Below are 26627 nucleotides of genomic sequence, written 5' to 3'. Positions count from 1 at the left end.
TACTTTTGTTTACACTTTTATACTAAAAGAATTCGTTCATTCTGATAATGAGGTCAACTCATGAACAAGGGCAGATATTTCTACATTTTACCCCATCCCGTAAAAAAAAAGGCAAGCCCTCACGGCTTCGAGGACTTGCCCAGTGACATATCTTTAAATTCAGTCGGCGTAAGGCCTGTCTGCTTCTTGAAAACTTCACTGAAATATCGCCTATGCTCATAGCCGAGCTGCTGCGCGATTTCTTGCACTTGGTAGTCTTCAATGAGCATTGATTTGGCCCGTTCTATCTTCGCTATGGTAACGAACTGCTGAAAGGCAGTTCCGGTTACCTTCTTGAACAAATTCGAATAGTAACCCCAGCTTAGGTTAGCCTGCTTCGCGCAATGCTCCAAGGTCAAATCCAAATGGAGATTCGATTTGATGTACTCCGCAGAGCGGTAGATGATTTTCTGCGACTCGCTTGCTCGCTCCTGATTAATCATGCGGCAGCCCATATCGCACAATTGAACGAACCATTCTCGATACTCTTGCAGATCCGCACCGCTCTCACCTCTAATTTCATGGACTTTCGACTCGAAATCAACCATGCTCGCCCGGGGAAACTTTTCCAAAAGAACTCGCAGCATCCGTAACACGAGTCCTTGCAGCAAACGTTCGACGACGCCCGGCTCAGGCAACACAGACGCCTTGCCCATCTCGTTGAAAATGCCCATCGCCCATTCCACACATTTATCCAGATTACCTGAACGGAAAGCGAACAGAAACTCATTCTCGCTATCCTCGGTATAAATCCACTCCACGGGGAGATCTGGCGAATCAGCGTTGTAACTGAACGCACCATTGCCGCCTGTATAGAAGTGATAAGACAATGCACTTAACGACTGTTGATAGCTTTTCGGAAGCTCTTGTACCGCACTCACTCTTTGACCAATGCCAATTGAAATAGTGAACTTGGTGTGTCTCGCGATATTTGCACAGCAGTGATCCGCAATTTCAACCAGAGGCTCATCTGACTCCATATTCAAAATGCAAATATACCGATTAAACGCTTCCCTGAAAACGACAGCCGTCGTGTAGAAGGAAATCGTTTCCTCCACGATATTTTGCAGAGAGAACCGCGCAAGCTCAAGTTCCTTAACAGGGACCTCGCCGTACTTGTCCGTGAACTGATCAATCTGGATCGTCATCACCACAAAGGGAGGATTCAATTCATTAATGTCCAGGAAGTCTGATAATCTAGCTAATTCCGCTTCACTGGTTTGATGATGGACGAGCAGAGATAAGTATTCCTGCCGCAGGGCTGGCATACTTTCTTTGATCTTCTTCTGAAGCCCAAGCACGTGCGTACGGCTAAGATTTTCCTGCTCCCACACTTCTTTGGCTTTCACGACAGCTTTCACGATTTGCTCAATAGAGAATGGTTTTTTCACATAATCAAGCGCGCCATATTGAATGGCTTTTTGTGCATAATCAAAATCCGTATAAGCACTTAAAATAATGACCTTGCTGTTAGGCAGCACCTCTAATATACTGCGTGTCATCTCTAATCCGTCCATCTTAGGCATCCGAATATCGGTTAGAATAAGATCCGGCAAGCTTTCACGAATGACAGACAACCCTTCCTCACCATTGGTTGCGCTTCCCACGATTTCGATGCCATGATCATGCCACGGGATCTTCTTCGTAATCATGTCCACAACGCTTCGGATATCATCAACGACACATAATTTAACCAGTCGGTTCATGTTCATGGAAATCCTCCTCTCCTTCATAGCTAGGGATCCATAATTCAATTCGTGCTCCACCTAAGTCGTTATTGGTGATCTCCATTCGCTGTTTATCGCCGAAGTAAAGCTGTAAACGGGTATAAATATTGCGCAGCGCGTAGCCATGCTTGGATGTTGTCGGGTGAACAATGCCCTGAAGGAGCTTCTCAGGTACTAGTCCATGCCCATTGTCTTCCACCGTTATATGCAGCCAGTCCCCTTCGGCATGAGCGCTAATCAGAATGTCCCCACCCGAAGTCATATCTTTAAATCCGTGTAAAATACAGTTTTCAACTAGCGGTTGAATCATAATCTTAGGTACCAAGCATGTGAGCAGCTCCGGCTCCACCTTGAATTCGCATACGAACAAATTCTCATAGGACCTTTGCTGAATGGCCAAATATTGACGAACATGCTCCAATTCATCACCCAGTGTAATCAGATCGCGCCCGCCGCTAAGGCTTAATTGGAACATTTGCGATAGAGCCAGGATCATTTCGTTCACGTCGTCGTTTTCGCCCAAAACCGATTTACAGTAAATGGTATTCAACGTATTATAGAAAAAATGAGGATCCATCTGGGCCGACAGTGCCTTAATTTCAGCCTTCCGTTTATCACGCTCACGGTTCTTCACGTCTTCGATCAACTGCTTAATTTCATCCAGCATCCGGTTAAAACGAAATCCTACCTGGGATACCTCATCCTTATAAACGCTTTCAAAACGAACCGAAAGATCATTCTCTTCCACTCGCTTCATCAGCTTTTGAAGTCTATACAGCGGTTTTAAAAGTAGATAGGTTAAATTATTCGTTATGAAAAGGGATAATATAATAAAGCCGATAATCACATAAGTGGTTGCTCTTTTAATCCCATTTAACTTGGCCAATAAATCATCCTTCGCTTGAACACTGACAATCATCCAATCGTCCTTTACATCCAGTCGCGAATAGTTAACTAAGTAGTCCTTTTTATCGTTCGTGTAGAAAAAAGAGCCTTTCATTTGATCACTCAATCGCTCAAAAAATGCGGGCTTTTGAATGAAATGGTCTTTACTCGTCCTATCCGCGTAATTCACATCTTCTCCTTTGGAATCAATGAAATAATATTGTTTATTTGTCTTGGTCAAGTTTTCCATAAAGAGATCACGCAGGTCATCTTCTTTTACATTTACTACGACGTATACATTGGTAGGTTCATAAACCAGAAAAGAGTCCTCGCCTACGCCTTCTGTAACGAGCGATATCACCCTTTGCTTGCCTGTAAAAAATGGATCGACATGCCCTTGACTCCAGAAACCACGATTCAATTGCTTGAAGTGCTCATACATCTCCGATTTATAAAATGAATTCGCCGTGTTCCGCACACTGGAGGTTGGATAAAAATCCCCGATCGGTGTGGCGATCAGAATGCTATCAATCATCGAATCGTTGAATTTCACTTGGGAAAAGACATACTGCAATGAGGTCAATGACTTGTAGTAGCTAGATCTATCATTAGCTTGTACATCCTTCATTAATTGCTTGAAGGCATCACTGAACATCAACGCTCTTATGGCAATACCAATGTTCTTCAACCGTTCATTCACGATTTGCGCCGATTGATTAACGGTATCTTGACTAGACTGCATGGCATTACGCTGAATCTCCTTGGAAGCTATCAAATATGCAATACTGCCCGTTGCCATCAGACCCAAGGTGATCAGAACGACAAAGGTCAGCCATATTCTTTGTTTTAAAGAGAACGAATGGAATATTTTTTGAATTGGCGACCACATGCGAGACTTGTTCATGGGTGTCTCCATCACCTTTCGTGTTACGAGAATACGGACTTCATCTATTTTATTATAGTATAGTACGCTTATTTTCGACATGAGGGAAAATCATGATAGAGGGCAGCTTTTTCAATATGCAGAAGAAAACATGCGATTCCTCATATACGAACAAATGTTCTTTATTTTTCATCGGAATTATGGTAATAATAAGAGGTAAACTATTTTAGTATGAAATCCAAGGAGGCATTTATAATGACAGTAAGATTAACCCCCTATCTAGTAATGGAAGGCAATGCGAAGGAAGCTATTCAATTTTACGAAAAAGCATTAGGTGCACAAGTTCTTTTTTCTCAATCTTTCGGTGAGATGCCAGCGAACCCTGATTTTCCTTTACCATCAGAAGCTATGGAACTCGTCGGACACGCGATGCTGCAAGTTGGTGAATCCAGCCTGATGCTATCCGACACATTTCCGGGCCAAACCGTTCAAAAGGGAGAAAACGTAACCATCTGTATTACAGCAAAAGACGTGGAGAAATCAAAGCAGTTTTATGAAGCTTTGAAGCAAGGCGGTCGAGTAATCATGGAGCTCCAAGAGACTCATTTTAGCCCTGCGTATGGACAAGTTACCGACAAGTTCGGCGTATCTTTCCAAATTTTCACTGAAGGAACATCTATGAATTAAGGTTATTAGCTCAAAACGGCCCTGTTCGCATCCACTGCGACAGAGCCGTTTTATGTTTAGGAGTACCAATAAAGCGCATACTCGGTCATCACGGATGCATGCCCCATTTGACGCAGCATAGCCGTAATATTACCGCGGTGATAGGTTGCGTGATTGACGACCTGCAGAACCATTTCAGATAAGCTGGTATCACGCGGTCTCGTATAAGGATTATCGAGCATAATCCTCTTCTCCATATCTTCCTGTTGGTTCAAAAGCGTCTTAAACTGTTCTGATATCTGGACGTACATCTTCTCCATTTCCTCGATGCCTTTCGTCTCCACGCCAGCAGTCAATTGGGCTGAATCGGCCATTGCTTCCTTCATGCTTTTACCGGAAATAATGTCTAACCAGCACGCATCCACCAAGTAAATATGAGCGATCGCCTTCGATATCGTAGAAAAAACGCTTTGAATCTCTTTATTGTATACGTCCTGTGGAAGTTCTTTTAATCGATTCAGCATGGTTTGGTTCGCCCATACGTGGTAATCGTACATTTGTAGTGCAGGATGAGTCATAGATATCGTCTCCTTTTTCACTGTTCTTACGTCATTTCAAGTGTTACCTTAATCATACAGCAAATACCCTGACAGCATTATGTCAGGGTATAACTAATAAAAACCCCATGTAGGGGGTTTTCTCATACAGTCAAAGCGCTTGATCTTCGGTTCACATTTGTTCGCGTTCGCGTTCGCGTTCGCGTTGTTCCTGATCCATTCGAAACCAATCCCAACCACATACAAAGATGATAATCAAAAACAGAATAATGCCTAACGCATTCCACCAACCGCTGTCCAGAATATCTGGAAAAGCACCAGTTCCAAGAATCAATACCGGGATGAGCCACACTACATTTCTCTTCTTTAAACGAATCGCCTTTAGTCTAAGCAAGTTGTATTATCCCCTATATGGTAAGTAATATGGTTTGATCCTCGTATAGCCTTCGAACCGATATAACTCTTTATGACCGTCTTCTTAGTCAGAACGCTCATCCAATATGTGGAAGTAATCCTCAAGCTCCTAACTCACTCCATTTTACTCAAAAAACCTCGGACAATCCTTACATATTCATGGGTTTCTTCTAAGTAACTCACATGAGAACTATGTTCGAAGACTTGGAGCTCAGATGCCGGGACGAGAGATTGATAATACTGAGTCGACTCTGGAGACGCTTCATCATAACGTCCACAAACGAAGAGCGTGGGGATTTGGATTTCATGAAGCTGAGGCGTGCAATCGTATGTTTTCAGGTTGCCTTGCGGACTGAATTCAGAAGGTCCCCACATCGTCATATACACATCCTTATTTGCTTTTGCACGGCTCTCAGCGATGATTGACGGCAGAGGGTCCAATCTGCACACATGCCTCTTGTAGTATTCTTCCATGGCTGTCTGATACTCTGCTGAATCGGTTGTACCTTGTTCTTCATTACGCGTGATCGTAAGTTGAACATCCTCGGGCAAATTAGCCAAGAAATGGTCCGCGTCTTTTTTCCAACGCTCCGCACTGAGACATGGACTTGATAAAATGACGCTGCGGACACCCGAAGGCTTGCGGTCTATTAAGTAAGATGCTGCCAGCATGGTTCCCCACGAATGGCCCAAAAGATGAACCTCTTTCAAATCGAGTGCTTCCCTGATAGCTATTAACTCATCTATAAACCGTTCCGTTCTCCACAATAATGGATCCGTTGGTCTATCTGAATTCCCAGAACCAAGCTGATCATAGAAAATGACAGGTCTCTCGTCAGCCAAGACGTGAAGAACAGATTTTAGCGGATCATGTGTATTACCAGGTCCACCGTGTAGGACAACTAGAGGCGTTTTATTTCCATCACCAATTCGCGTATACCAAACCCGTCCACCAGGAACCTCAATATAGCCTTCAATTTGTTTCAAAATACTTGCCTCCAGTGAGTGATTGATTACTACCATTCATATAAAAAGCCAGAATCAGCTTATTCATCCACAAGCATTAATTCTGGAACAGACAGCGCCATTGAAATATTGCACAACATCCCTCTAGCAAGAAAAATCATGGTTCTCTCATAAGGTTTTTCAAAACCTGACCGCTTAAAAGCTTCTAGCACCACCTGGTGAACATCCCGAAATCCCTTCTGCATAACCTCTGCGATCATATCCTCTTTAATCGTTTGAGCTTGCATTTGCAGCAGTGTTTCATTTTGGTAAGATTTCATAATATGAATATAAGCATCAACCAGTTCTTTCTCAAGCTGATCAGGAGCAACGGTCTCAATGACCGCGCGGAAAGCCTCAAGAATTCGTGTCCAAGACACTTCGAGCGCTTCTTGCAGCAGTGCTTCTTTCGTTGAAAAAAACCGGAAAACATAAGGCTGAGAAATTTGTGCGCGTTCTGCAACTTTTGCTGTCGTTGCACGGTAATAGCCGATTTCAGCAAAAACTTCGATTGCCGCGGATACAATATCTACTCGCCGATTGACTGAAGTTGGAGAATTCTTTGTCATCATTCATTCCACCTTTAAGTTATACACATTAGTGATTGATCAATTACTAACTTTTATATTAACTTATCGGAAGTTAATTTGCAATATTTCATTTCGGGAGTAAGGCCAATCATCGCTTTACTTCATAGTAGAAATCGGGATTTGAAAATATATAATCAAAAACACACTAGTCACAAGACAGAACAGCCATGCCCACAATGGTTTTGTATCATGCAACCGTAACCCCAAAAACATGAAAATCCAGACGAGAATGGACCAACCGAAATTCCAACCATTATGGTAGGACAAAAGCTTTACATAAAGAAATATACTTTCGATTAACACGAAAGAACCGACCCAAACGGAAATATAAACGAATTGCTTAAGCAATCGCGTATTTCTTGGATAGTGTGAAAGATACAGTAATACGATTGCTGGGAAGTTGGTAATTGCAATTAAAAAATCAGCTACTGTATGGTTAGGCGTTAAAAAAGCCTTATGAAAATACCATAAGGAGTGATTATACACTAAAATACTTATCATAAAATTAACACATATGGTAAAAATGATGGACGAGTAATACTTCCTCCAATTTCGCCAATCCCCGAAACGGCATGCAGCAATAAGGCAGAAAAACGAAAAAACTAAAGGTAAATTCGGAGCAACAACAGCTACTGCTTTCCCCATCTAATGACTCCATTTCAAAAGAAACAATTGATTATTTAAATATGATTTCCATAATTAGAAAAAAAATAAGTTCTCGGCTTACACAAAAATGGAGAGCCAACTTAAGTTGGTTCCCCATTTTATTAGTAATCCAGTTATTTGGCTCTCATACGATTGTTCCTTGGATTGTGTTCAACTTCCGCAAGTCCTAGTTCCTCCATGAGTGGAGGTACATACATGCCAAATCGACCACGATAACCTTTTTTCAAGCCATACCAACCACCAACCGGATTTTCTGGTGAACGGCCCCATGCTTCAACTGTGCCTTCTTTTGCAGGTTTCTGCTCATCTGCACTGCCTAATTCCATCCAGTCACCATGCTGTTTGAGCATGGCATATAAGTCATCCACACAACGATAGTCATAATGCAAAACAGTTTTACCTACCGTGCAAACGATAATCGCTTTTCCATCTTTTTCGTCCTTGTACATTTCATATTCAGATGTTTGAGGAGGCGTTTTTAATTTCCAAGGATTTTCTTTGGTTCCCATTACAGTTGACATCTTAATTCTCCTTTGGGTTATCATTACTGCACTGAACACAATATAACATAACACCTCGTCCTACAAAATAGTGCTGCACCACAAAGAGGCAAGTTGCAAAAGCAACCTGCCTCTAATCATTTAGATATTAAAACATTTGTTCATTAGACAAGAGGTGCTTGAATCAATGTAGCGAAATTAAATTGGTGCACATGACCGTCATTTAATGTGGTTTGGCCTGTAACAAAATGTACGTGTTTGCCATTTCCAACTGAAATAGCAGGTCCCGTTCTAATCTTTTTCAGATTATGAAAATGGTTTAAGAAATCAGTTTTCGAGAGATCAATTTCGTGGACATGACTTTTTCCTACCCGAATTGCTTGCCCTGTAACACCAGCAAAGCGATGGTTATGTCGATCAGCGCCTTCTTCAGCCAGTTTCGTACTACCTTCAAATTCATGAACGTGCCTCTGGGTTAATTGCGTTGTTTTTTTCTTTATTGTACCCTTTTTCTTCTGCATCCGCTGCATGCCTCCTTATGATGATGTGACATCACAACATCCTATTAAGGGAAACAGATATAAGTGCTGGGTAATAATTTATTTTGCGGACTTTCCGGATGAATGAATCCATATTCTCGATTAAAAGATGTTGTAAAATGTGCAACAATCGCTGCCTAGATCCCGCCTCTCTCCCTTCGTTGTTGCATAATGTACAACAATTGAGCAGCAGCCCCATAGCCATTTAGTATTTAATCGAAACCGTACCTTTACTCACAGAAGGGATCCCCATACGCATCTCAAAGAATCCAATTCCTGAAAATGGCCTATCGATGATAGACTTCAAATGGTATAATAACCCTCGTACAACTGAACTTAGGTGGTCGGCATCCTCCAGAAAGGAGGTAATGCCTATGTCATTTTCATTTCATGAGTTGATACTGTTCGGGATGTTTATTCTCGCGCTGTTGACATATATGAAAAGAAAATAACCCCACTCAGGTTAGCGCCGTAGGGTAGGGGTTATTCATTCCGGTATCTCACTCGGAGTGTCTCCACCCAAGTGTTGTGCAGGAGACGGACCGCGAATCCGTCTCTTTGTTATTTTTACTCTAACATATCCCAAACATACCCGCAAATTATTTTCGATCTAATCGATTTCTTTATTTCTTTAATCAAAATCGTACCTTTGCTCACGGAAGGGATCTCCATACATATGGTACCCATTCCGCTCCCAAAAGCCCGGCTTATCCTTCGGCATAAACTCGATGCCGCGCAGCCACTTCGCGCTTTTCCAGAAGTAAAGATGCGGCACGACCATGCGAACCGGAGCCCCGTGGTCAGGTGTCAGCAGTTCACCATTGTGTCTGATGCCCAGAAAAGACGTTTCACGGAGGAAGTCCTCAAGCGGAAGATTCGTCGTCCAACCATGCTCAGCATGCAGCATGACATGGGTTGCTTCTGGCTTCAGCTTCACTTTGCTCATAAGCTCAGAAACAGCAATGCCTTCCCACACATTGTCCAGCTTGGACCATGTGGTTACGCAGTGAATATCGTTTGAAAACTCTTTGCGCGGAAGAGCCATGAAGTCTTTGTATGAGATCTGGAACTCCTCCTCAACCAAGCCAAAGACACGCAGATTCCATTTGCTCATATCATTATAATAAGGCACGGACCCGTAATGAAGCACAGGCCAGCCTTGTGTCAGCGTTTGGCCAGGGGGAACACGATCATTCTGCTCCTGTGGCTTTTGCCCAAATAACATGAGAAAACCTCCATCCTAAAAACTACTAGTCGTTACCGATGTAAGATGCATATTCAGCTGGAGTAAGTAAGCCTTCCAAAGCTTCAGCACCTGTAACTTCGACTTCAACCATCCAACCCTCACTGAATGGTGCACTGTTCACCAACTCAGGTGAACCTTCCAGTGAACTATTTACTGCAGTTACTTTGCCCGAAACAGGCGAGAAAATATCCGAAACCGTTTTAACCGATTCCACACTGCCAATGCTTTCATTCGCGGTAACGGATGTTCCGACTTTAGGAAGCTCCACAAACACAATATCCCCCAATTGATCTTGGGCAAAATCAGTAATGCCTACGCGAACCACTGTATCCGACAGCTTCTCTACCCACTCATGCTCTTTGGTGTAAAACAAATTGGCTTGTACTTCACTCATCGATTAACGCCTCGCTTACCAGCAAATTTTGCTTTTAGCTTAATCTAATGGGAACATCAAAGTCAAGGTGGTCGCAGTAAATTTTACCAACACAGCAGGACTAAGACGGCAAGTCTCACTTTACAAAAGTTGCAGTTGACAATTCACACCAATTTGGGCACATAATAATACTATAAAACAAATTGAATATTGGCGAATGATGGTATAGGGAGAGACCGTAGGGCAAGCTCGCGGCGCCGAAGGAGTAAGCCCCAAGTGGTGAATCTCTCAGGCAAAAGGACCTGTATCGGACGCAACTCTGGAGAGCTTCGAATTTCCGCGAACAGCGGGAAAACGGACACCCAAGGGGAAACTTGACGGACATGAAGTTCGCGCGAGGTAACTCTCAGGTAAAAAGGACAGGGCAAAAGGTATGTTTGTGTTGCATACTTTTTGCTCTTTTTTGCATTTTCTGGCTTATATTTCGGGCAAAATAGCAATGTCAACAATCGAAGGTGAGGTTACGAGCATGCTAAAACGAACACCGCTCTTCCCGATTTATGCGGAGCATGGAGCGCGAGTCATTGATTTTGGAGGCTGGGAGCTGCCCGTGCAATTCGCCGGTATTCAAAAAGAGCACGACGCCGTTAGGCAGCAGGCCGGGCTTTTTGACGTGTCCCATATGGGGGAAGTCCGAGTAAGCGGAGAAGACGCCCTCCCTTTTCTGCAAAAAATAACAACGAACGATGTGTCTAAGCTGGAAGCAGGTCAATGCCAATATAGCCTTATGTGTTATCCGACTGGTGGCGTTGTAGACGATCTTCTCGTTTACAAGCTAGGTGATAACAACTACATGCTGGTGATCAATGCATCGAACATCGATAAAGATGTGGAATGGATGCAGCAGAATCTCACAGGTCGTGTGGACTTAGTCAACATTTCTGAGGAAACGGCAATGCTCGCGCTGCAGGGACCGCATGCGGAACTGATTTTAGCTAAACTTACAGACGCGCCTATCCAATCTTTGAAAACGTTTCGCTTTCTTCCTGAGGCGGATGTTGCTGGGATTAAAGCACTCCTATCGCGTACCGGGTACACAGGGGAAGATGGCTTTGAGCTCTATGTGGATCAAAAAGATGCTGTAAAGCTGTGGAAGTTGCTGATAGAAGCAGGTCAAGAGCATGGTCTCGTACCAGCTGGCTTAGGCGCTCGCGATACCTTGCGTTTTGAAGCTCGTCTCCCGCTTTACGGGCAAGAGCTTTCCAAGGATATTACGCCGTTAGAGGCCGGACTTTCGTTTTTTGTGAAGTTGGATAAGGGAGATTTCATAGGTCGTGACGTGATCGCTGGTCAAAAGACAAACGGTACACCTCGCAAGCTCGTTGGCATCGAAATGGTCGAACGCGGTATTCCGCGTCCGCATTATGCCGTTTTCAATACGGATGGTACACAGATCGGTGAAGTCACAACAGGGACGCAATCTCCTACCTTCAAAACGAATGTGGGCTTGGCTTTAATCGATTCCGCTTACAGTGCGCTGGGCACGGAATTATTTGTGGAAATTCGAGGGGCTCAGGTCAAAGCTAAAGTCGTTGCCACCCCTTTTTACAAAAGAAAACCGTAAGCCATTCGTCTCAAGAAAGGAGCAAGCCGTCATCATGAAGCACCGCTATTTGCCCATTACGGAACAGGATCAGAAAGAAATGCTGGAGACCATCGGCATCTCATCCATGGAGGAGATGTTTCAAGATATACCACAGCAGGTTCGCTTTCAAGGCGAACTGAACGTATCGAAGGCCCTGGATGAGCAAGGGCTGCTGCGCTATATGCGCGGTCTGGCGAGCCGCAACGCCGACTTTGACCGCTATGCCAGCTTCCTCGGCGCTGGCATCTACGATCATCACCTTCCGGTGGTGATCAATCATGTCATCTCGCGCTCAGAGTTCTACACAGCGTATACGCCCTATCAACCGGAAATCAGCCAAGGCGAACTGCAGGCGATTTTCGAGTTTCAGTCGTACATCTGTGAGCTCACCGGCATGGCCGTAGCGAACGCCTCGATGTACGATGGCGCAACGGCGCTGGCCGAAGCCGGCGCCCTGGCTAGCGGAGCGACAAAGCGCAGCCGTCTGCTCGTCTCTAGAGCGGTGCACCCTGAGGCGCGCGCTATTCTGCGCACGACCGCCCGCGGGCTGAACTTGGAAGTGGTCGAGATCGGCCTCACGCCAGAGGGCGTGACCGACTTTGAAGACCTCACTTCCAAGCTCAGCGACGACGCGGCTGCCGTCATCCTCCAATCGCCGAATTTCTTCGGCTGCTTGGAGGATATCGGGGCCGCAGAGCCCCTCGCGCACGGCGCGGGCGCACTGCTCGTCGTGAGCGCGAATCCGCTCACGCTCGGGCTGCTCGAGGCGCCGGGCAAGCTCGGCGCTGACATCGTCGTCGGCGACTGCCAGCCGCTCGGCATCCCAGCTGCGCTGGGCGGGCCGACGTGTGGCTACTTCGCCGTCGCCGAGAGCTGGATGCGCCGCATGCCTGGGCGCATCGTGGGCCAAACCGTTGACCGCGATGGCAAACGCGGTTTCGTCCTTACGCTCCAAGCGCGGGAGCAGCACATTCGACGTGAGAAAGCCACGTCGAATATCTGCTCCAACCAAGCGCTTCTCGCGCTTTGCGCATCCGTGTACTTGTCCACGATGGGCAAGCAGGGCATCCAAGACGTTGGCAAGCTCAACGTCCAGAAAGCCCACTACGCGGCGAACCGCCTAGCCGCGTCTACTAAATTCTCGCTGCCATTCGCAGGCAGCTTCTTCAATGAATTTGCCGTCAAACTGCCGGACGGCACGAACGTGCAGGAGCTGAACAGTAAGCTCCTGCAGAAGAACATCATCGGCGGCTACGACCTCGGCCGCGACTACCCCGAGCTCGCCGGCCATATGCTTATTGCCGTCACAGAGCAAAGAACGCGCGAAGATATAGATGCCTTCGCAGCTGATCTGGAGGAACTCGTATGAGCGAAAACAACGTGAACGTGAAATCAGACGGCAAAGCGCTCATCTTTGAAATGAGCCACCCAGGTCGTGTCGCCTATTCACTGCCTGAATCAGATGTGCCAGAAGTCAATTTGAACGATCTCCTGCCAGGCAAGTTTAGGCGTCAGAACGAACCCGATCTGCCGGAAGTGTATGAAGTAGACGTCATCCGTCACTATACGGCTCTTTCGCGTCGCAACTTCGGTATCGACAACGGCTTCTATCCACTCGGCTCGTGTACGATGAAATATAACCCAAAAATCAACGAAGACGTAGCCCGCTTCCCTGGCTTCGCCAAAATACATCCGTACCAACCGGAAGAATCGCTGCAAGGCGCAATGGAGCTGCTCTACAATCTCCAAAATGACCTTGAAGCCCTCACCGGCATGGACCGTGTAACCCTGCAGCCGGCGGCTGGCGCTCATGGCGAGTGGACCGGACTGATGATGATCCGTTCCTACCACGAGAGTCGCGGCGAGAAGCGGACCAAAGTCATCTGTCCCGACTCCGCGCACGGCACTAATCCTGCCAGCGCGACGGTTGCCGGTTTCGAAACGATAACCATCAAATCCAACGAGCGCGGCCTCGTGAATCTCGATGAGCTTCGCAAAGCAGTTGGTCCAGATACCGCGGCGTTAATGCTAACGAATCCGAATACACTTGGCTTGTTCGAAGAACAAATCGTGGAGATCGCTGAGATCGTGCATGCCGCAGGCGGACTGCTCTATTATGACGGCGCTAATGCCAACGCCATTATGGGTATCACTCGCCCCGGCGATATGGGCTTCGACGTCGTTCATCTCAATCTTCACAAAACCATGAGTACTCCGCACGGCGGAGGTGGACCTGGAGCAGGCCCCGTTGGCGTCAAAGAAAAGCTGATCCCTTTCTTACCCACTCCACTCGTTGCGAAACGGGAAGACGGCAGCTTTTATTTCGACTACAACTATCCGCAAACGATCGGCCGCGTCAAAGGCTTCTACGGCAACTTTGGCATCCTCGTCCGCGCGTACACCTATATTCGTACACTCGGTCCAGAAGGCTTACGTAAAGTATCCGAGTATGCTGTCTTAAATGCGAATTATATGCTTGCTAGACTGACACCATACTTTGATGTGCCTCACCCTCGTTTTTGTAAGCACGAATTCGTGCTTTCCGGCAACCGCCAGAAGAAGCTCGGTGTACGCACACTCGACATTGCCAAAAGATTGCTCGATTTCGGCTACCACCCGCCGACCATCTACTTCCCGCTTAGCGTTGAAGAATGTATCATGATTGAGCCAACAGAAACCGAAAGCAAACAAACCTTAGACGAATTCATTGATACAATGATCGCCATCTCCAAAGAAGTCGAAGAAAACCCGGAGCTCGTCAAAAACGCTCCCTATACTACCGTCGTCAGCCGTATGGACGAAGCGCTTGCTGCTCGCAAGCCTGTCCTGAACTGTACTTGCGGATAAATAACCAAGATAAACAAGCCCGCCATTCAAGCTGTTTCAGCTGAAGTGGCGGGTTTGTTTTATCTTCCTATTTGCACTATCCCTTTTACTCAGAAAGGAAGAGTAATTGGATTAGCAGTGCTATATAATTGATGTATATAGTTCGTTGTCGTCGGGGCGGGGCGTTATCATATCTTTCTGAAATGATTTTAGTTTAATTCCCTTGATTTCAACTAACTTTTCTTGTCTCCTCTCTTTCACATTCAGTTCTTTCAGAAACATATTCTGAGCAGTCTACAAAATTGCCTCTGAAGCTTCCTCTACATGAACTAAGGGGATAGTGCACATAGAAGCTCTCAATTAAGATGAACTCCCCCTCACCAAGCTTATCCTGAACCAAAGGGATAGTGCTCATAGAAGCTCTCAATTAAGATGAACTCCCTTCACCAAGCTTATCCTGATCCAAAGGGATAGTGCTCATAGAAGCTCTCAATTAAGATGAACTCCCTTCACCGAGCTTATCCTGAGCCAAAGGGATAGTGCCCATAGAAACTCTCACTTAAGACTAACTCCCCTCATCAAGCTTACCCTGAACCAAAGGGATAGTGCCTGTAAAGTTAATCATATAGAAATGCCAGTATCGAACGGATTCACTTATACAAGCATGATCCATGAGTATTTTGCATATAACGTACGACAGTGAACGGTCGCAATAGGAACGCGGCAGAACTGTTATTTCGTTGCATACGGATTATTTTAGAGGAGCGTTTTTATGACTAAACCATGGTTTTATCGGCTTCTGTTTTCCTATTTGCCTGTATTTTTCATGATCACTTCCGTGCTCATTGTGCTTATTATTCTTTCGATCAGCCAATTGTCCAAAAAAGAAGCTGAAAATGCAAACAAAACGTATGCTTTGCATATCATGCAGTCGGTTGATTATGCCTTGAAGACGATAGACGAATATGTGATCAAGGAACTGCAGACAAATAATCGGATTGACCAGTTTTTTGACAACAAATTTGAGGGAAACCCCTATTACTCCGCTTATGAAGTCACAGAATTGATTCGTGGGATGATGAATTACAACAAGTTTATTGATTCAGTTTACTTTTACCGGGTTTCTGATCAAATGGTCATTAGTCCAAACACGATGATAACGGCAGACCGTTTCGGCGATAAAATGTTTATAGAAGAGATAATGAAGAACCCTTCTCAGTATCAGCTGACGAATCAGAGGGTATTTAAAGAATTTGCTGAGATGGATCAGCGTAAAGTCGTCATTTCTTTAGTACGAAAGATTCCTCTGTTATCCGGGCAAAAAGGCATCGTTGTTGTCAATATCAGTATGGATTCTATTGCAAGTATGGTCGGTGATATGTCCAATTCAAAGATCAGCTTCATCGAAGTATACGATCCCGAAGGCAAACAGCTGATGGCATCTGGAAACGCAGATGGAGCAGTAGGATCTAGGAAAAGAGGGTCCGAGCTTACCCGAATCCATTCCAGTTATACAAACTGGGAATACCGAAGCGGTCTCAACGATGACTATTTATTTACTTTCACCTCAGTATTCTCTTATGTATGGATCGGATTAGGACTAGTTATGGTTGTCCTTGGCGGGGTCTGGATGACCTATGTGACACATCGCAATTATCGGCCGATTAAGTTGATTATGTCCCGTATCCATGCTTATTCCGAACTGAAGTCGATGGGCGTCGAGGGCAAGAAACAAGACGAATTCCAGTATATTGATCGAGCCATAGGCAATCTCATGGAGTTATCCAGCCGCTATGAGAAGCAGCATGAGGAAGATATCGTATTTCGGCGGCGGCACTTTTTCAAAGAATGGCTGGAAGGCAGCCGGGCAGTCGATTATGAAGACTGGAAAGCCGAGATGAATCGGCTGCAATTGCCTTCTGGCTTTGGTCAGCTTGCTGCAGCAGTCATCGAGATGGATAAGTATATGGAAGTATGCAGAATGTTCTCTCAAAAGGATCAAGAGCTGCTGAAATTTGTACTAAGTCGTGTCGTTTATGAAACTGCTGAACCGCTTGGCCTGACTGTATGGGCGGAATGGACGGCTACACATAGGCTTAGTGTTGTAATATTTGCCGATGAGAATGTCAAAAACAGCGAGAAGCTCGCAGCCAATCTATGCGAAAATGTTCGCTCCTGGGTCGAACAGCATCTGCATTTTCGCATTACGCTTGGTGTCGGGCATGTGGTTGGACAAGTACAAGAGCTAGTTCATTCCTATGAAGCTGCCGTCCATGTTCTTCGCTTTAAATCGACCTTAGGAACGAATCGAGTCCTGTATCATTGGGAATCCGAAGCTTCCGCAGAGAAGGAAATGTATAAGCACTTGCCTCTGGTCAAATCACTGGCTCAGTCGTTTCGCTTGGGGGACAAGGAGTGGAAACCCGCCTTGGAGCAAATTTTCACCGAATTAAAAGTCGGGTTATTCTCATACGATGAGATCCGCAATCTCATGAATTATCTGGTTTATCATTTACACCGGGAGATGATGGAGCTCTCAGTCGAGCTGCAGGAGTTATGGCAAATTGCGCTGCCCCAGCTGAACGACGTCATTGAACAGTTCGATACGATCGAAGAATTATATGCAGCGTGGTTTCACTTGTTAGAAGAAGTATCGCAGCGGATGGCTGGTATTCGTGAAGACAGAAGCACACATGCCGTCATGAACCAGATTCGCACTTACGTGGAGACCCATTATGCAGATCCTGAGTTATCGCTTACCTCGTTAAGCGAGCAGTTTCAGCTTCATGCCTCGCACATCAGCCGTGCATTTAAAGAGGAGTTTGGCGAAAAATTCGTTGATTATCTCGTTAAGATCCGGATGGAACAAGCGAAAAAGCTGCTCCAGAGCAGCCGTGACTCCGTCCAGGACATCGGGAGCATGGTTGGATACACGCATGCTATATCGTTTATACGCGCCTTCAAGAAGTATACCGGCGTCACGCCCGGCGATTACCGGAAGCAAGAGTAATCATGCCATTTTTCAAGAAAAGTATATTGTTAATTGATGTTTATTCACTTCTGCATCAAATCCGCTAAAGCCTTGTACAGCAAGGGGTTTCAAAAGAGTTTATTCGCTAATTCATGTATATTGAGAAGAATTGCACCTCTGAGGTACATTGATTCCATCGACGGCAAGGGAGCAAAAGATGGATCAACTTTTACACTAAAGGAGGTGACACACGATGCCACATACACCGCTAGACAACATTCAATCAGCCCCCATGATTACTACACGAAGAATTACCCACCATGCCGCCAAGTCGCTGCAGCCCCGTCGTCGTTTCAAGCAAAATATGCCGCTGTTGATTATGTTTGTACCGGTTATCGCTTACTTTATTATCTTCAGATATTTTCCAATATTAGGGAATGTAATTGCCTTCAAGAACTATAACTTGATGGATGGCATATGGGGAAGCCCATGGGTTGGCCTAAAGTATTTCAAGGCACTTTTCACCCAACCCCAGACGCTGACCATCATCCGCAACACCGTCACATTGAGCTTATTAAGCATTGTAGCAGGATTTCCATTTCCGATTATCATTGCCATCCTACTGAATGAAGTTCGCGCCATGCGGTTCAAAAGGATTGTACAGACGCTAATCTATGTTCCTCACTTCTTCTCATGGGTCATTGTCGGAGGCATTGTCGTTACGATATTCTCTCAACAATCCGGTATCGTTAACAAGCTGTTGGAGCTATGGACGGGTCACACTACTGCCTTCTTGTATCAGGAGCATAGCTGGATAGCTATCTTCCTTGGATCTGGGATTTGGAAGGAAGCTGGATGGGGAGCAATCATATATCTGGCGGCTCTTACCTCGATCGATACGCATCTGTATGAAGCTGCCAGCATTGACGGTGCGTCCAAATGGAAGCAGATTTGGCATGTCACGCTGCCCGGTATTCGCAGCACGATTATTCTTATGCTGATTCTGAGTATGGGTAATGTCATGGAAGTCGGGTTTGACCATGTGTACACGCTTCAAAATGCAGCCGTTTCGGATGTCTCGAATGTCATCAGCACCTATATCTTTATCGTGGGTGTCCAGGGAGGACAGTTCAGTTTAACAACGGCGGTCGGGTTGTTTGAATCTCTGGTCGGCTTCTTCTTCGTCGTCCTTGCGAATCAACTTGCCCGTAAATTCGATCAAGGACTGTGGTAAGAAAGGAGCCTCCCCATCATGAAACCAACATGGGATGAGAAAATCTTTTACACAATCAATTATATGTTCCTTGGCCTTGCAGCTCTAAGCTGCGTTCTTCCCTTGATGCATATCATATCTTTATCCCTGAGCAGCTATCAGGCAATTGTATCGGGGCATGTAACCCTGTGGCCGCAAGGCTGGACTGTGGAAGCGTACAAAGCCTTATATGTTGGCACGAATATGGTCAAAGCCTTTCGTAATAGTGTCGTAATTACCGTCGTAGGCGTTGTGCTAAGCATGTGGTTTACGATCATGGCGGCTTATCCGTTAGCCAAGAAATATTTCTATGCGCGTCGCTTTTTTACACTGGCTATCGTATTTACCATGCTGTTCGGAACACCGTTAATTCCTCTGTTCCTGATCGTGAAAAGTCTCGGCTTACTGGATACTTACGGCGCCATATGGATGCCGGGTCTGATCAGTGCCTTCAATATGCTTGTGCTTCGGACCTTCTTTATGAATGTGCCTGAAGAGCTTGAAGAGGCAGCACGCATGGATGGCTGTGGAGAATGGAGACTTCTCACCCGGATTATTCTCCCGTTATCCATGCCAGTCTTGGCTACGTTGACTTTATTCTATGGCGTCGGATATTGGAATTCATTCTTACACGTACTTATGTTTATCAATGACAGCACACGAATGAATTTGGCGGTAATGATTCAACAGATGGTCGCCAGCCAATCGATTCTTCAAGAGCTTAATTCCGTGAGACCGGATGATTTGCAGCAAATGACACCAGAATCCATCAAAGCGGCCGGCGTGATCGTACTCATTGTGCCTATGCTGATCGTCTATCCTTTTTTGCAGAAGTATTTTGTTAAAGGGGTCATGATCGGCGCGATTAAAGGATAACACGAAGGACAACACAACCTAACTTGAGCTGTTTTAGGAAACGAATAATCTAAGGGGGGTATATCCATGTCTATGTTACACAGGGGTCATCGGAAAGCTCTACTATCCACACTAGCTTTAGTCGCAGTATTAGCAGGCTGCTCCACAGCCAAAGTCAACGATCCAGGGGCATCGTCAAGTCCGAATGCGACCCCAGCAGCCGAACCGGCTAAAAGAGGAGCGATTAACGTTTCCGTCTATGATCGGGGCAATGTTCCTCCGGAGGAAGGTAACTGGGATAAAAACCGTTGGGTGGAGTGGATCAACAAGAACGGTCCTGTCGATGTTAAATATACACCCGTTCCCCGCTGGGAATCGTTCCCGAAATTCAATGCTTTGCTTGCCTCTGGAAGCGCACCGGATTTGATTCTGGAGTATGACGCCAACTACAGGAACAGCTGGTATTCGCAAAAGCTGCTGATGCCAATTGATGAGATGGTTGACAAATACAGCACAAACTACAAGCAAATTCTAGAGAAATACCCACTGCTGCGCAAGATTGGAACGAAGGAAGACGGCAAACTATATGAAATCGGGCGTTTAAATGTTGTGGCCCCTCATCATCGTCTCTTAATCCGTGAGGATTGGCTCCAGAAGTTGAACCTCCCTGTTCCGACCACAACAGAAGAATTGTACAACGTAGCCAAAGCATTCGTGAACCAGGACCCGGACGGCAACGGTAAAAAGGATACGTTCGGTATCAACCTGAGTGGCGTCGGCTTCTCCGTGATCAGCCATATCTTCGGTCGTTCGATCGATTGGGCCGAACAGAACGGAAATTTCGTACATGATTGGGAACGTCTCCAGGCTTCCGTTGAATTCCAGAAGCGTTTGTTTGACGACGGATTAGTCGATAAGGATTTTCTCACAGATAAAAACGGACAAAAAGGTATTCAAGATTTTATGAATGGAAAATTAGGGATTTTCGCGATCGACAGTGCTTGGTTTACCATTTCGAACTATGAAACTTTGAAGAAGAACAACCCTACGGCTAAGGTCATTCCGATGGCTTTACCAAAGAGTCAATTCGGGCAGTTCAGCCCGATTATCAGCACACCTGTGCAAATGGTCGGTGTCGTTAATGCCAAAGCGAAAGATCCGAAAGCGATTATGCAATATATAGACTGGATGGTGGATCCCCAAAATGCAAGCTTGCTGAAAAACGGTATTGAGGGTACACATTCGCAAAAAGGCTCGAATGGCTGTTTGCAGCCTATCGATACAGAGAAAAATAAAAAAGAGCTGTACACCGACGATCTGAATATGATGAGATCCGATTTGCTGCTGGGCAAATGTGCGGAAGTTTATCTGGTGAACCTTCGCCCTGAAGTGCCTACTCAAAAAGAACTTCTCGATATCAACCTCAAATCCAAAGAAATCTACATTAATAAAGATCGTCCTATTCCTTCGCTCGGCTACGACTTCTTACCGGTCTTGCCTGATGATCTGCAAGCGATTGTCAAAAGCACAAGCAAATCCAACAATATCGATAAAGGCGATATTTGGTTGAAAGCTCTGGTAGGTGGCACTGGCTACACCGCACAGCAAGCTGTGAAGGATGCTAAGGATGTATGGGAAAAAGCAGGCGGCAAACAAGTCGACGATTATTACGCCAAATGGTATGAGAACAACAAAACCAAGGCATTTAGTATCGATGATCTGTACAAATTTGCTGAACAGTCTCAGAAAGAGTTGAAATAGAACTAAGGAGGAGCGGCGCTCCAAAGTTAGATGTATCGGAGCGCCGTCTACACATGACGTGGACCCCGGATAGGATTAGGGAATCCTATTGATAATCTCATTAACCTGGAGGTAATTATGAGATCCCTACACAAGTCAAAACTCTTTGTTTCAATCCTTCTGTCGGCAATCATTGTCTCACTGCTCCCGCTCTTTCCAGCGTATCGTGCTTTTGCTGCGGGAACAGGTATTACCCAAGACTATTGGAATAATATTCCTGGTGGGAAAGTAGAACAGATTCCATTAAAGACGCCTCCGTCGGGTTCGAGGTTACTCGCTAACTTCGAGACACCGAACAATACGGGGGATCTCTATGGTTCTCGCGTTTATGGTTTTCTGACGCCGCCAGTCAGCGGAGGCTATACCTTCTGGATTGCAGCGGATGACAGCTCTGAGCTATGGCTAAGTCCAGATGGTGATCCTGCGCACAAAGAGAAGATAGCATCTAATACTGTCTTCGCCAAGCCCAGAGAGTGGGGTAAATCCCCAACTCAGAAATCTGTGGTCATTCCGCTATCCAGCGGGAAAAGATATTACATCGAGGCGCTGCACAAAGAAAACACCTCTAATGACAATTTGGCTGTCGCCTGGCAAGGGCCGGGAATAGCCCAACAAGTGATTCCTGGCACTTACTTGACACCTTTTGTGCTGCCTGATGCGCCATCTAATCCCGTGCAGGACGACACAGCGAATACATTCGGGTGGACGCCCGTTTCTGGTTATCCGGATGTGGCAGCCTATGAATACAGCACAGATCGCGGTTACACGTGGCAAACCGTAACAACGAACCCGCTTCAACTGGACAATGTCAATTACACGGCGGGACAAATACAAGTTCGGTTGAAAGAAACGACAGCGCAGCCAGTCGGAAAAACCCTGTATTCAACCGCTTTTTACACGTTAACTACAGTGGAACAACCTGCGCCGGTTTATACAACGATTTGGAAAATCGGGCTTGATAATCAGCTGTCGACTGAATTTAGTGATTATAAATCAACACCCATTGAGTCCTTCAGCCTTCCTTCCGACTGGGCCACTCGCACAGATTGGAGTTCTGTATCTAAAGGACTGAAGCTTAGCCGCAACGGTTCTATGGTTATTACTTACAACTTGCCAGCGATCCCGGAGCATGGCGTGCAGTTCAGCTTCAGGAGCTTGGATGCGTATGTATCCGTTCCACAGTTAGCTGTATTTTCCAATGATACGATGGCCGGATTAATCCAGATTGTCGGCTTGAACGGCGGGAATACAACTCGGAAATTTAAAGAAACCTACGAGCTTTATATTCCTAAGGAAATGCTGAAAGTTGGATCTAATGAACTGAAGCTGTCTTTGGATCGAGGCTTGTATGCGGGAACTGAAGGTGATGAATATCATTGGTTTGAATGGGATTATGCGAAGCTTGAGGCTTTGGGGGCTCCAGCCGTGGAACCGATTCACGGGCGGTATACCCATCTGGGAACAGCGCTTGTCTCACATGTATTGAAAGATCGCGATCTGCAAACGATGGAAGTAACGAAGTGGCTGGGACTCGCATACAGCGGGAACGTGATTCGTTCCAGTCAATTTTCGCGGGAATGGCTGACCGCCTTGCGCGATTTGAATTTGGCACCGGTGCTGCTTCCATTCGGAACCTATATCAAGGATCCTGAGCTTTCGTCAGGGGTCGTCCCAGAGAAGCTCAAAGAGTACTACAACAATCTCATTGCAGAAAATGGGGATTTGTTCGAATACTTGGAGCTTGATAATGAACCCGGCGTGTTCAACAATGCGTTTGCCGCCGATTTGGCTCTTGCCAAGTATGTTAGTGAGCAAAAGCCTTTACTAAACCCATGGTTGAAAGCGGTTGCGCCAGGCTGGGCCTACTGGCCCTCCAAAGGAATTCCCGATGGCTGGGAGCGTGATCCTGCCTACCGCAGACAGATTGAAGACTATACCGATATGACGAACGGTCACAGTTATACCTTAAGCGGGATTTCGAGTGGTGAGGGAGGCGCTGTCGTTGAGACGCTAAAGACTTTCCCTGAGTATCAGGGTGACGGAATGGCAAAGCCGATGATGATGAGTGAAACGGGAGCTAATGATTTTCATACCGACAATAACCGTTACGATACATTCACACACCGTTTCGCCTCCCTCTTTGATCGGGAAACGCGCAGTACCATCGGCTATCTCGATTACATCATGCAGCATGCCGCTTACTTCCGAGAGTACAGCTTGCTCAAAGAAGACATCGTGATGAACTCTGCAGACGATGCCGAAGCGTGGATCAACACGAGTGATCCCGATGAAACGCGTTTGAAGGTATTCCGCCGTTTAGCGCTAGCCTACAGTACGCATGGCAAACCGCTCCCTTATGTGTATACAAATCAGAGCGAGCTTGCCGGGAAAAAAGCTTATTTCCGCGCGGTGGATACATCAAGTCTTGGTGTGAGCAACACCGGAGCAAAATCCAATAAAATTCTGCTCAATTTTGTTAATTTTGAAACGACACCGGTCACGATGAACGTCAATGTCACGCTGCCTAATAACGCCCAGTATGCGGCAGAACACTTCGGCGCAGGCAACACGTATGCGGCTGCACGCAGTTTTACGACCATTGACGCCGCTTCGGGCGCGCAGTTATCTGAAACTCTCCAGCCAGGTGAAGCCGTGCAGTATATTTTGACCTCGTTAGAACATTCAGCACCAAGCAAGCCTACGCTGCAAGCACGGGCTGTTTCATACAAACAAATCAAACTGACTTGGCAGCCTTCTACGGATAATGCAGAAGTAGCCGGATATAAGCTCTATGATAACGGCGTACTGCTCGCTAAGCTGCCGAAAGCCGTAACCCGATATTCTCACCAAGATGTAAGACCGGAAAGCGTACACTCGTACACGCTCATCGCTTATGATGACTCGGGCAACGAGTCCGTACCGAGCGACCCTTTAACTATATCCTCCTTGTCATTGCCGGCATCTCCTTTTACCACTACGTCTACGGGAGCTTTGCATGTTGAAGCGGAGCAAACGGAGCTGGAAGGAGTGTCCCATCATGGCACATTCGTCGGCATGTACTTTACACAAGGACGGATGAACATGCTGAAACCGCCTGTCAAAGCAAATACCAATTACATTCTTAAACTTAAATATAGTTCTGCCGCGAACAAAAAGGTGAATCTCGTTATCGACAATCAGCTGATACGGACGCTGGATTTGCCAGGAACGGAGCCGAACGTCTATACAACAATCGAATATAACGTCATGATGCCTGCGGACATAAGCAACCTCGTGCTGTCCATCGTCAAGAGCAGCGATAATGTGTTCGCCTACTTCGATTGGTTCGAGCTGAAAGAAGGCATCTTGGATGAAACGCCTCAAGCACTCTGGACGAATGTCATTCATTCCAGTACGAATATGTATTATTCGGCACCTACCTTCGCTCTCGGCGCCAATGGAGCAAATCTCCATGAAACGACAACCCCGGGCGATTACACAGCTATGGGCTTTAAGGGTACGGGAATCCGTTGGTATTCCGATATTGAGTCATCTTTAGGCGAGGCTGATGTTTATATCGATGATGTCCTGCAAGCAACTGTGGATTTGAAAACAGCGAACACACAAGGTGCGAAGAAGGTTGTTTTCGAAAAGACGGGTCTCCCTATGGAAAACCATATCATCAAAGTTGTCGCTAAGAACGGCCGGGTCATCCATCAATCGTTCGAGTTTTTGAGTTTGGAACGCCAGCCCTTAACTCCAGGCCCCGATCTTATCGTAACAGATCTTGGAACGGATCCAGCAGATCCGTATGCCGGGCAAACGGGAATTCGATTCTATGTCACGGTGAAAAATGTCGGTATTCTCCCAACCCCAGACGGCAAAATAACCGGAGCCGTGTTTGGTTTGAACGGCGGTTCGTTTGGCTATACGGATACGTATAATCAATCCATCCCTGTAGGCGGCAGTGCAACGCTCTATACAAACGCAGGTGGTGAGAACGGATATTGGGAAGTTCCTAATGGAGAAGCCACCTACCAGTTAAGCGTCAATATCAATGATATCGGACGATTCACCGAGATGGATCGCACGAACAACACCAAGGAGATTACTTTCCAGGTGAAGAAACCAGATGTCACCCCTCCTGTGACAACAGCGACAGCAGATGGGGCAACTGGGGCTGACACCTTCAACAAGCAAGATGTGCATGTTACGTTTACAGCCGTGCATCCGACTGTTGGCGTTGGAATCAAGAAAACTGAGTACCGAATTCAAGGTGGAACATGGCAACCTGTCACAGCTCAGCCAGTCACCTTCACCGATGAAGGGGTGCATCAAATCCAATACCGCTCGATTGATGTGACGAATAACGAAGAAGCGCCCAAAGATTTGATTATTGGCATCGATAAAACGGCTCCTGTCACCACACACACATCATTAGAAGGGTGGCAGCGAACACCGCAAACCGTCACATTAGCGGCATACGATGCTCTGAGCGGTGTACAACAGTCCTTTTATATGCTAAATGGAGGAACAGCTACTGCGGGAACCTCGGTTACGGTAAGCACTTACGGTGTGAACACGGTACACTACTACAGTGTTGATGCGGCAGGCAATCAGGAAGTTAGTCATTCTGCGGAGGTACGCTTCGATCCGCAAGCTCCTGAAATCAGCATTGCCGGTCCTTTAACTGTATTTTGGACGGATCCGATTGTATTGAATGTTGGTATCACGGATGCCTTAAGCGGAGTGGCTTCATCTGTGGTCAAACTAGACGGTGCCGTTGTTAGCCCTAACATTAACCTCCAACCGCTTAGCTTGTTGATAGGTCAGCATACGATAGTAGTAACGGCAACAGATAGCGCGGGCAATACGATCGTACGTACCTTTGTATTGAAGGTGATCATGGATCTCGATCATTTGGACGATCTGCTCCGTTTATTATGGAATTTAGGATATTTCCCAAATCAAAGCACTTATAACAGCTTGCAGAACAAGGTTACTCAGCTTCAGAAACTGTTAAACCAAAGTCAGCTTAAAGATCAGACTATCTTTGATGCTGTCATCAAAGATGGCAAGTATACGGATAGTACGACCGCCAAGCTGCTTCGGGATGCTATTCTATATCTGCAGCAAAAATCAGGGAAGTGAACAGTAAAGAAGGGGCATATCATCCAAAGTCACTTTTGGATGATATGCCCCCTCTACC

The 26627-nt window shown here is 46.1% G+C and carries 20 protein-coding genes and 2 riboswitches; of the genes, 9 read left to right on the top strand and 11 right to left on the bottom strand.

Annotated elements, in window-relative coordinates; genetic code table 11:
• Positions 1-119: 119 nt before the first annotated feature.
• Both AC58UU_RS09385 and AC58UU_RS09380 read right to left on the bottom strand, forming a co-directional pair.
• Positions 120-1751 carry a response regulator gene (locus AC58UU_RS09385; protein WP_497314989.1) on the bottom strand — a complete coding sequence of 544 codons (1632 nt, stop codon included), beginning with the start codon at positions 1749-1751 and terminating at the stop codon, positions 120-122.
• Positions 1729-3636 carry a sensor histidine kinase gene (locus tag AC58UU_RS09380; protein ID WP_497314987.1) on the bottom strand — a complete coding sequence of 636 codons (1908 nt, stop codon included), beginning with the start codon at positions 3634-3636 and terminating at the stop codon, positions 1729-1731. Before AC58UU_RS09380 ends, AC58UU_RS09385 begins: the two co-directional genes overlap by 23 nt.
• 153 nt (positions 3637-3789) lie before the next feature.
• Between AC58UU_RS09380 and AC58UU_RS09375 the strand changes: the two genes are divergently transcribed.
• Positions 3790-4221, top strand: coding sequence for a VOC family protein (locus AC58UU_RS09375; protein WP_497314985.1), 432 nt, complete (start codon positions 3790-3792; stop codon positions 4219-4221).
• 56 nt (positions 4222-4277) lie between these two features.
• On the opposite strand, the gene AC58UU_RS09370 is transcribed toward AC58UU_RS09375, so the two are convergent.
• The 9 genes from AC58UU_RS09370 to gcvH all read right to left on the bottom strand — a co-directional run bounded on the left by AC58UU_RS09370 (position 4278) and on the right by gcvH (position 10111).
• Complete coding sequence (locus AC58UU_RS09370; protein ID WP_497314984.1) at positions 4278-4778, bottom strand: DinB family protein; 501 nt, start codon at positions 4776-4778, stop codon at positions 4278-4280.
• A gap of 151 nt (positions 4779-4929) precedes the next feature.
• Positions 4930-5151, bottom strand: a complete 222-nt coding sequence (locus AC58UU_RS09365) for a hypothetical protein (protein WP_497314982.1) — start codon at positions 5149-5151, stop codon at positions 4930-4932.
• 134 nt (positions 5152-5285) lie between these two features.
• Positions 5286-6158, bottom strand: coding sequence for a proline iminopeptidase-family hydrolase (locus tag AC58UU_RS09360; RefSeq protein ID WP_497314980.1), 873 nt, complete (start codon positions 6156-6158; stop codon positions 5286-5288).
• 59 nt (positions 6159-6217) lie between these two features.
• The gene (locus AC58UU_RS09355) at positions 6218-6745 is read right to left on the bottom strand and encodes a TetR/AcrR family transcriptional regulator (RefSeq protein ID WP_497315545.1); all 528 of its coding nucleotides are present in this window, start codon (positions 6743-6745) and stop codon (positions 6218-6220) included.
• 117 nt (positions 6746-6862) lie between these two features.
• Positions 6863-7411: a CBO0543 family protein gene (locus AC58UU_RS09350; RefSeq protein WP_497314978.1), complete on the bottom strand. Its 549-nt coding sequence runs from the start codon at positions 7409-7411 to the stop codon at positions 6863-6865.
• A gap of 134 nt (positions 7412-7545) precedes the next feature.
• Positions 7546-7953 (bottom strand): DUF6855 family protein, encoded by a 408-nt coding sequence (locus tag AC58UU_RS09345; protein ID WP_497314976.1) that lies wholly within the window; start codon positions 7951-7953, stop codon positions 7546-7548.
• A gap of 143 nt (positions 7954-8096) precedes the next feature.
• Positions 8097-8453: a YmaF family protein gene (locus AC58UU_RS09340; RefSeq protein WP_497314974.1), complete on the bottom strand. Its 357-nt coding sequence runs from the start codon at positions 8451-8453 to the stop codon at positions 8097-8099.
• A gap of 649 nt (positions 8454-9102) precedes the next feature.
• Entirely contained in the window at positions 9103-9696 is a 594-nt protein-coding gene (locus tag AC58UU_RS09335) for a sulfite oxidase-like oxidoreductase (protein WP_497314972.1), read from the bottom strand.
• 25 nt (positions 9697-9721) lie between these two features.
• Complete coding sequence (gcvH, locus tag AC58UU_RS09330; protein WP_029199263.1) at positions 9722-10111, bottom strand: glycine cleavage system protein GcvH; 390 nt, start codon at positions 10109-10111, stop codon at positions 9722-9724.
• A gap of 196 nt (positions 10112-10307) precedes the next feature.
• Positions 10308-10404: riboswitch (glycine riboswitch) on the top strand.
• Positions 10405-10407: 3 nt separating this feature from the next.
• Positions 10408-10515: riboswitch (glycine riboswitch) on the top strand.
• Positions 10516-10619: 104 nt separating this feature from the next.
• On the opposite strand from gcvH, the gene gcvT reads away from it, so the two are divergent.
• The 8 genes from gcvT to AC58UU_RS09290 all read left to right on the top strand — a co-directional run bounded on the left by gcvT (position 10620) and on the right by AC58UU_RS09290 (position 26569).
• Positions 10620-11714 (top strand): glycine cleavage system aminomethyltransferase GcvT, encoded by a 1095-nt coding sequence (gcvT, locus tag AC58UU_RS09325; RefSeq protein ID WP_497314970.1) that lies wholly within the window; start codon positions 10620-10622, stop codon positions 11712-11714.
• A gap of 34 nt (positions 11715-11748) precedes the next feature.
• Positions 11749-13104, top strand: a complete 1356-nt coding sequence (gene gcvPA, locus AC58UU_RS09320; protein WP_497314968.1) for an aminomethyl-transferring glycine dehydrogenase subunit GcvPA — start codon at positions 11749-11751, stop codon at positions 13102-13104.
• Positions 13101-14582 carry an aminomethyl-transferring glycine dehydrogenase subunit GcvPB gene (gene gcvPB, locus AC58UU_RS09315; protein ID WP_497314966.1) on the top strand — a complete coding sequence of 494 codons (1482 nt, stop codon included), beginning with the start codon at positions 13101-13103 and terminating at the stop codon, positions 14580-14582. The genes gcvPA and gcvPB overlap by 4 nt, the downstream gene beginning before the upstream one ends.
• Positions 14583-15333: 751 nt before the next feature.
• On the top strand, positions 15334-17571 hold the full coding sequence (locus AC58UU_RS09310) for a helix-turn-helix domain-containing protein (RefSeq protein WP_497314964.1): 2238 nt from the start codon (positions 15334-15336) through the stop codon (positions 17569-17571).
• Between the two features lie 253 nt (positions 17572-17824).
• Complete coding sequence (locus AC58UU_RS09305) at positions 17825-18766, top strand: ABC transporter permease (protein ID WP_497315543.1); 942 nt, start codon at positions 17825-17827, stop codon at positions 18764-18766.
• Between the two features lie 18 nt (positions 18767-18784).
• Complete coding sequence (locus AC58UU_RS09300; protein WP_497314962.1) at positions 18785-19660, top strand: carbohydrate ABC transporter permease; 876 nt, start codon at positions 18785-18787, stop codon at positions 19658-19660.
• Between the two features lie 66 nt (positions 19661-19726).
• Positions 19727-21400 (top strand): extracellular solute-binding protein, encoded by a 1674-nt coding sequence (locus AC58UU_RS09295; protein WP_497314960.1) that lies wholly within the window; start codon positions 19727-19729, stop codon positions 21398-21400.
• Between the two features lie 117 nt (positions 21401-21517).
• A complete protein-coding gene (locus tag AC58UU_RS09290) occupies positions 21518-26569 on the top strand; it encodes an OmpL47-type beta-barrel domain-containing protein (RefSeq protein ID WP_497314958.1) in 5052 nt (1683 codons plus the stop codon).
• Positions 26570-26627 lie beyond the last annotated feature (58 nt).

It is taken from the genome of Paenibacillus sp. JT22N1 (genome assembly GCF_059692155.1).
This window is presented reverse-complemented; position numbering and strand designations above follow the sequence as displayed.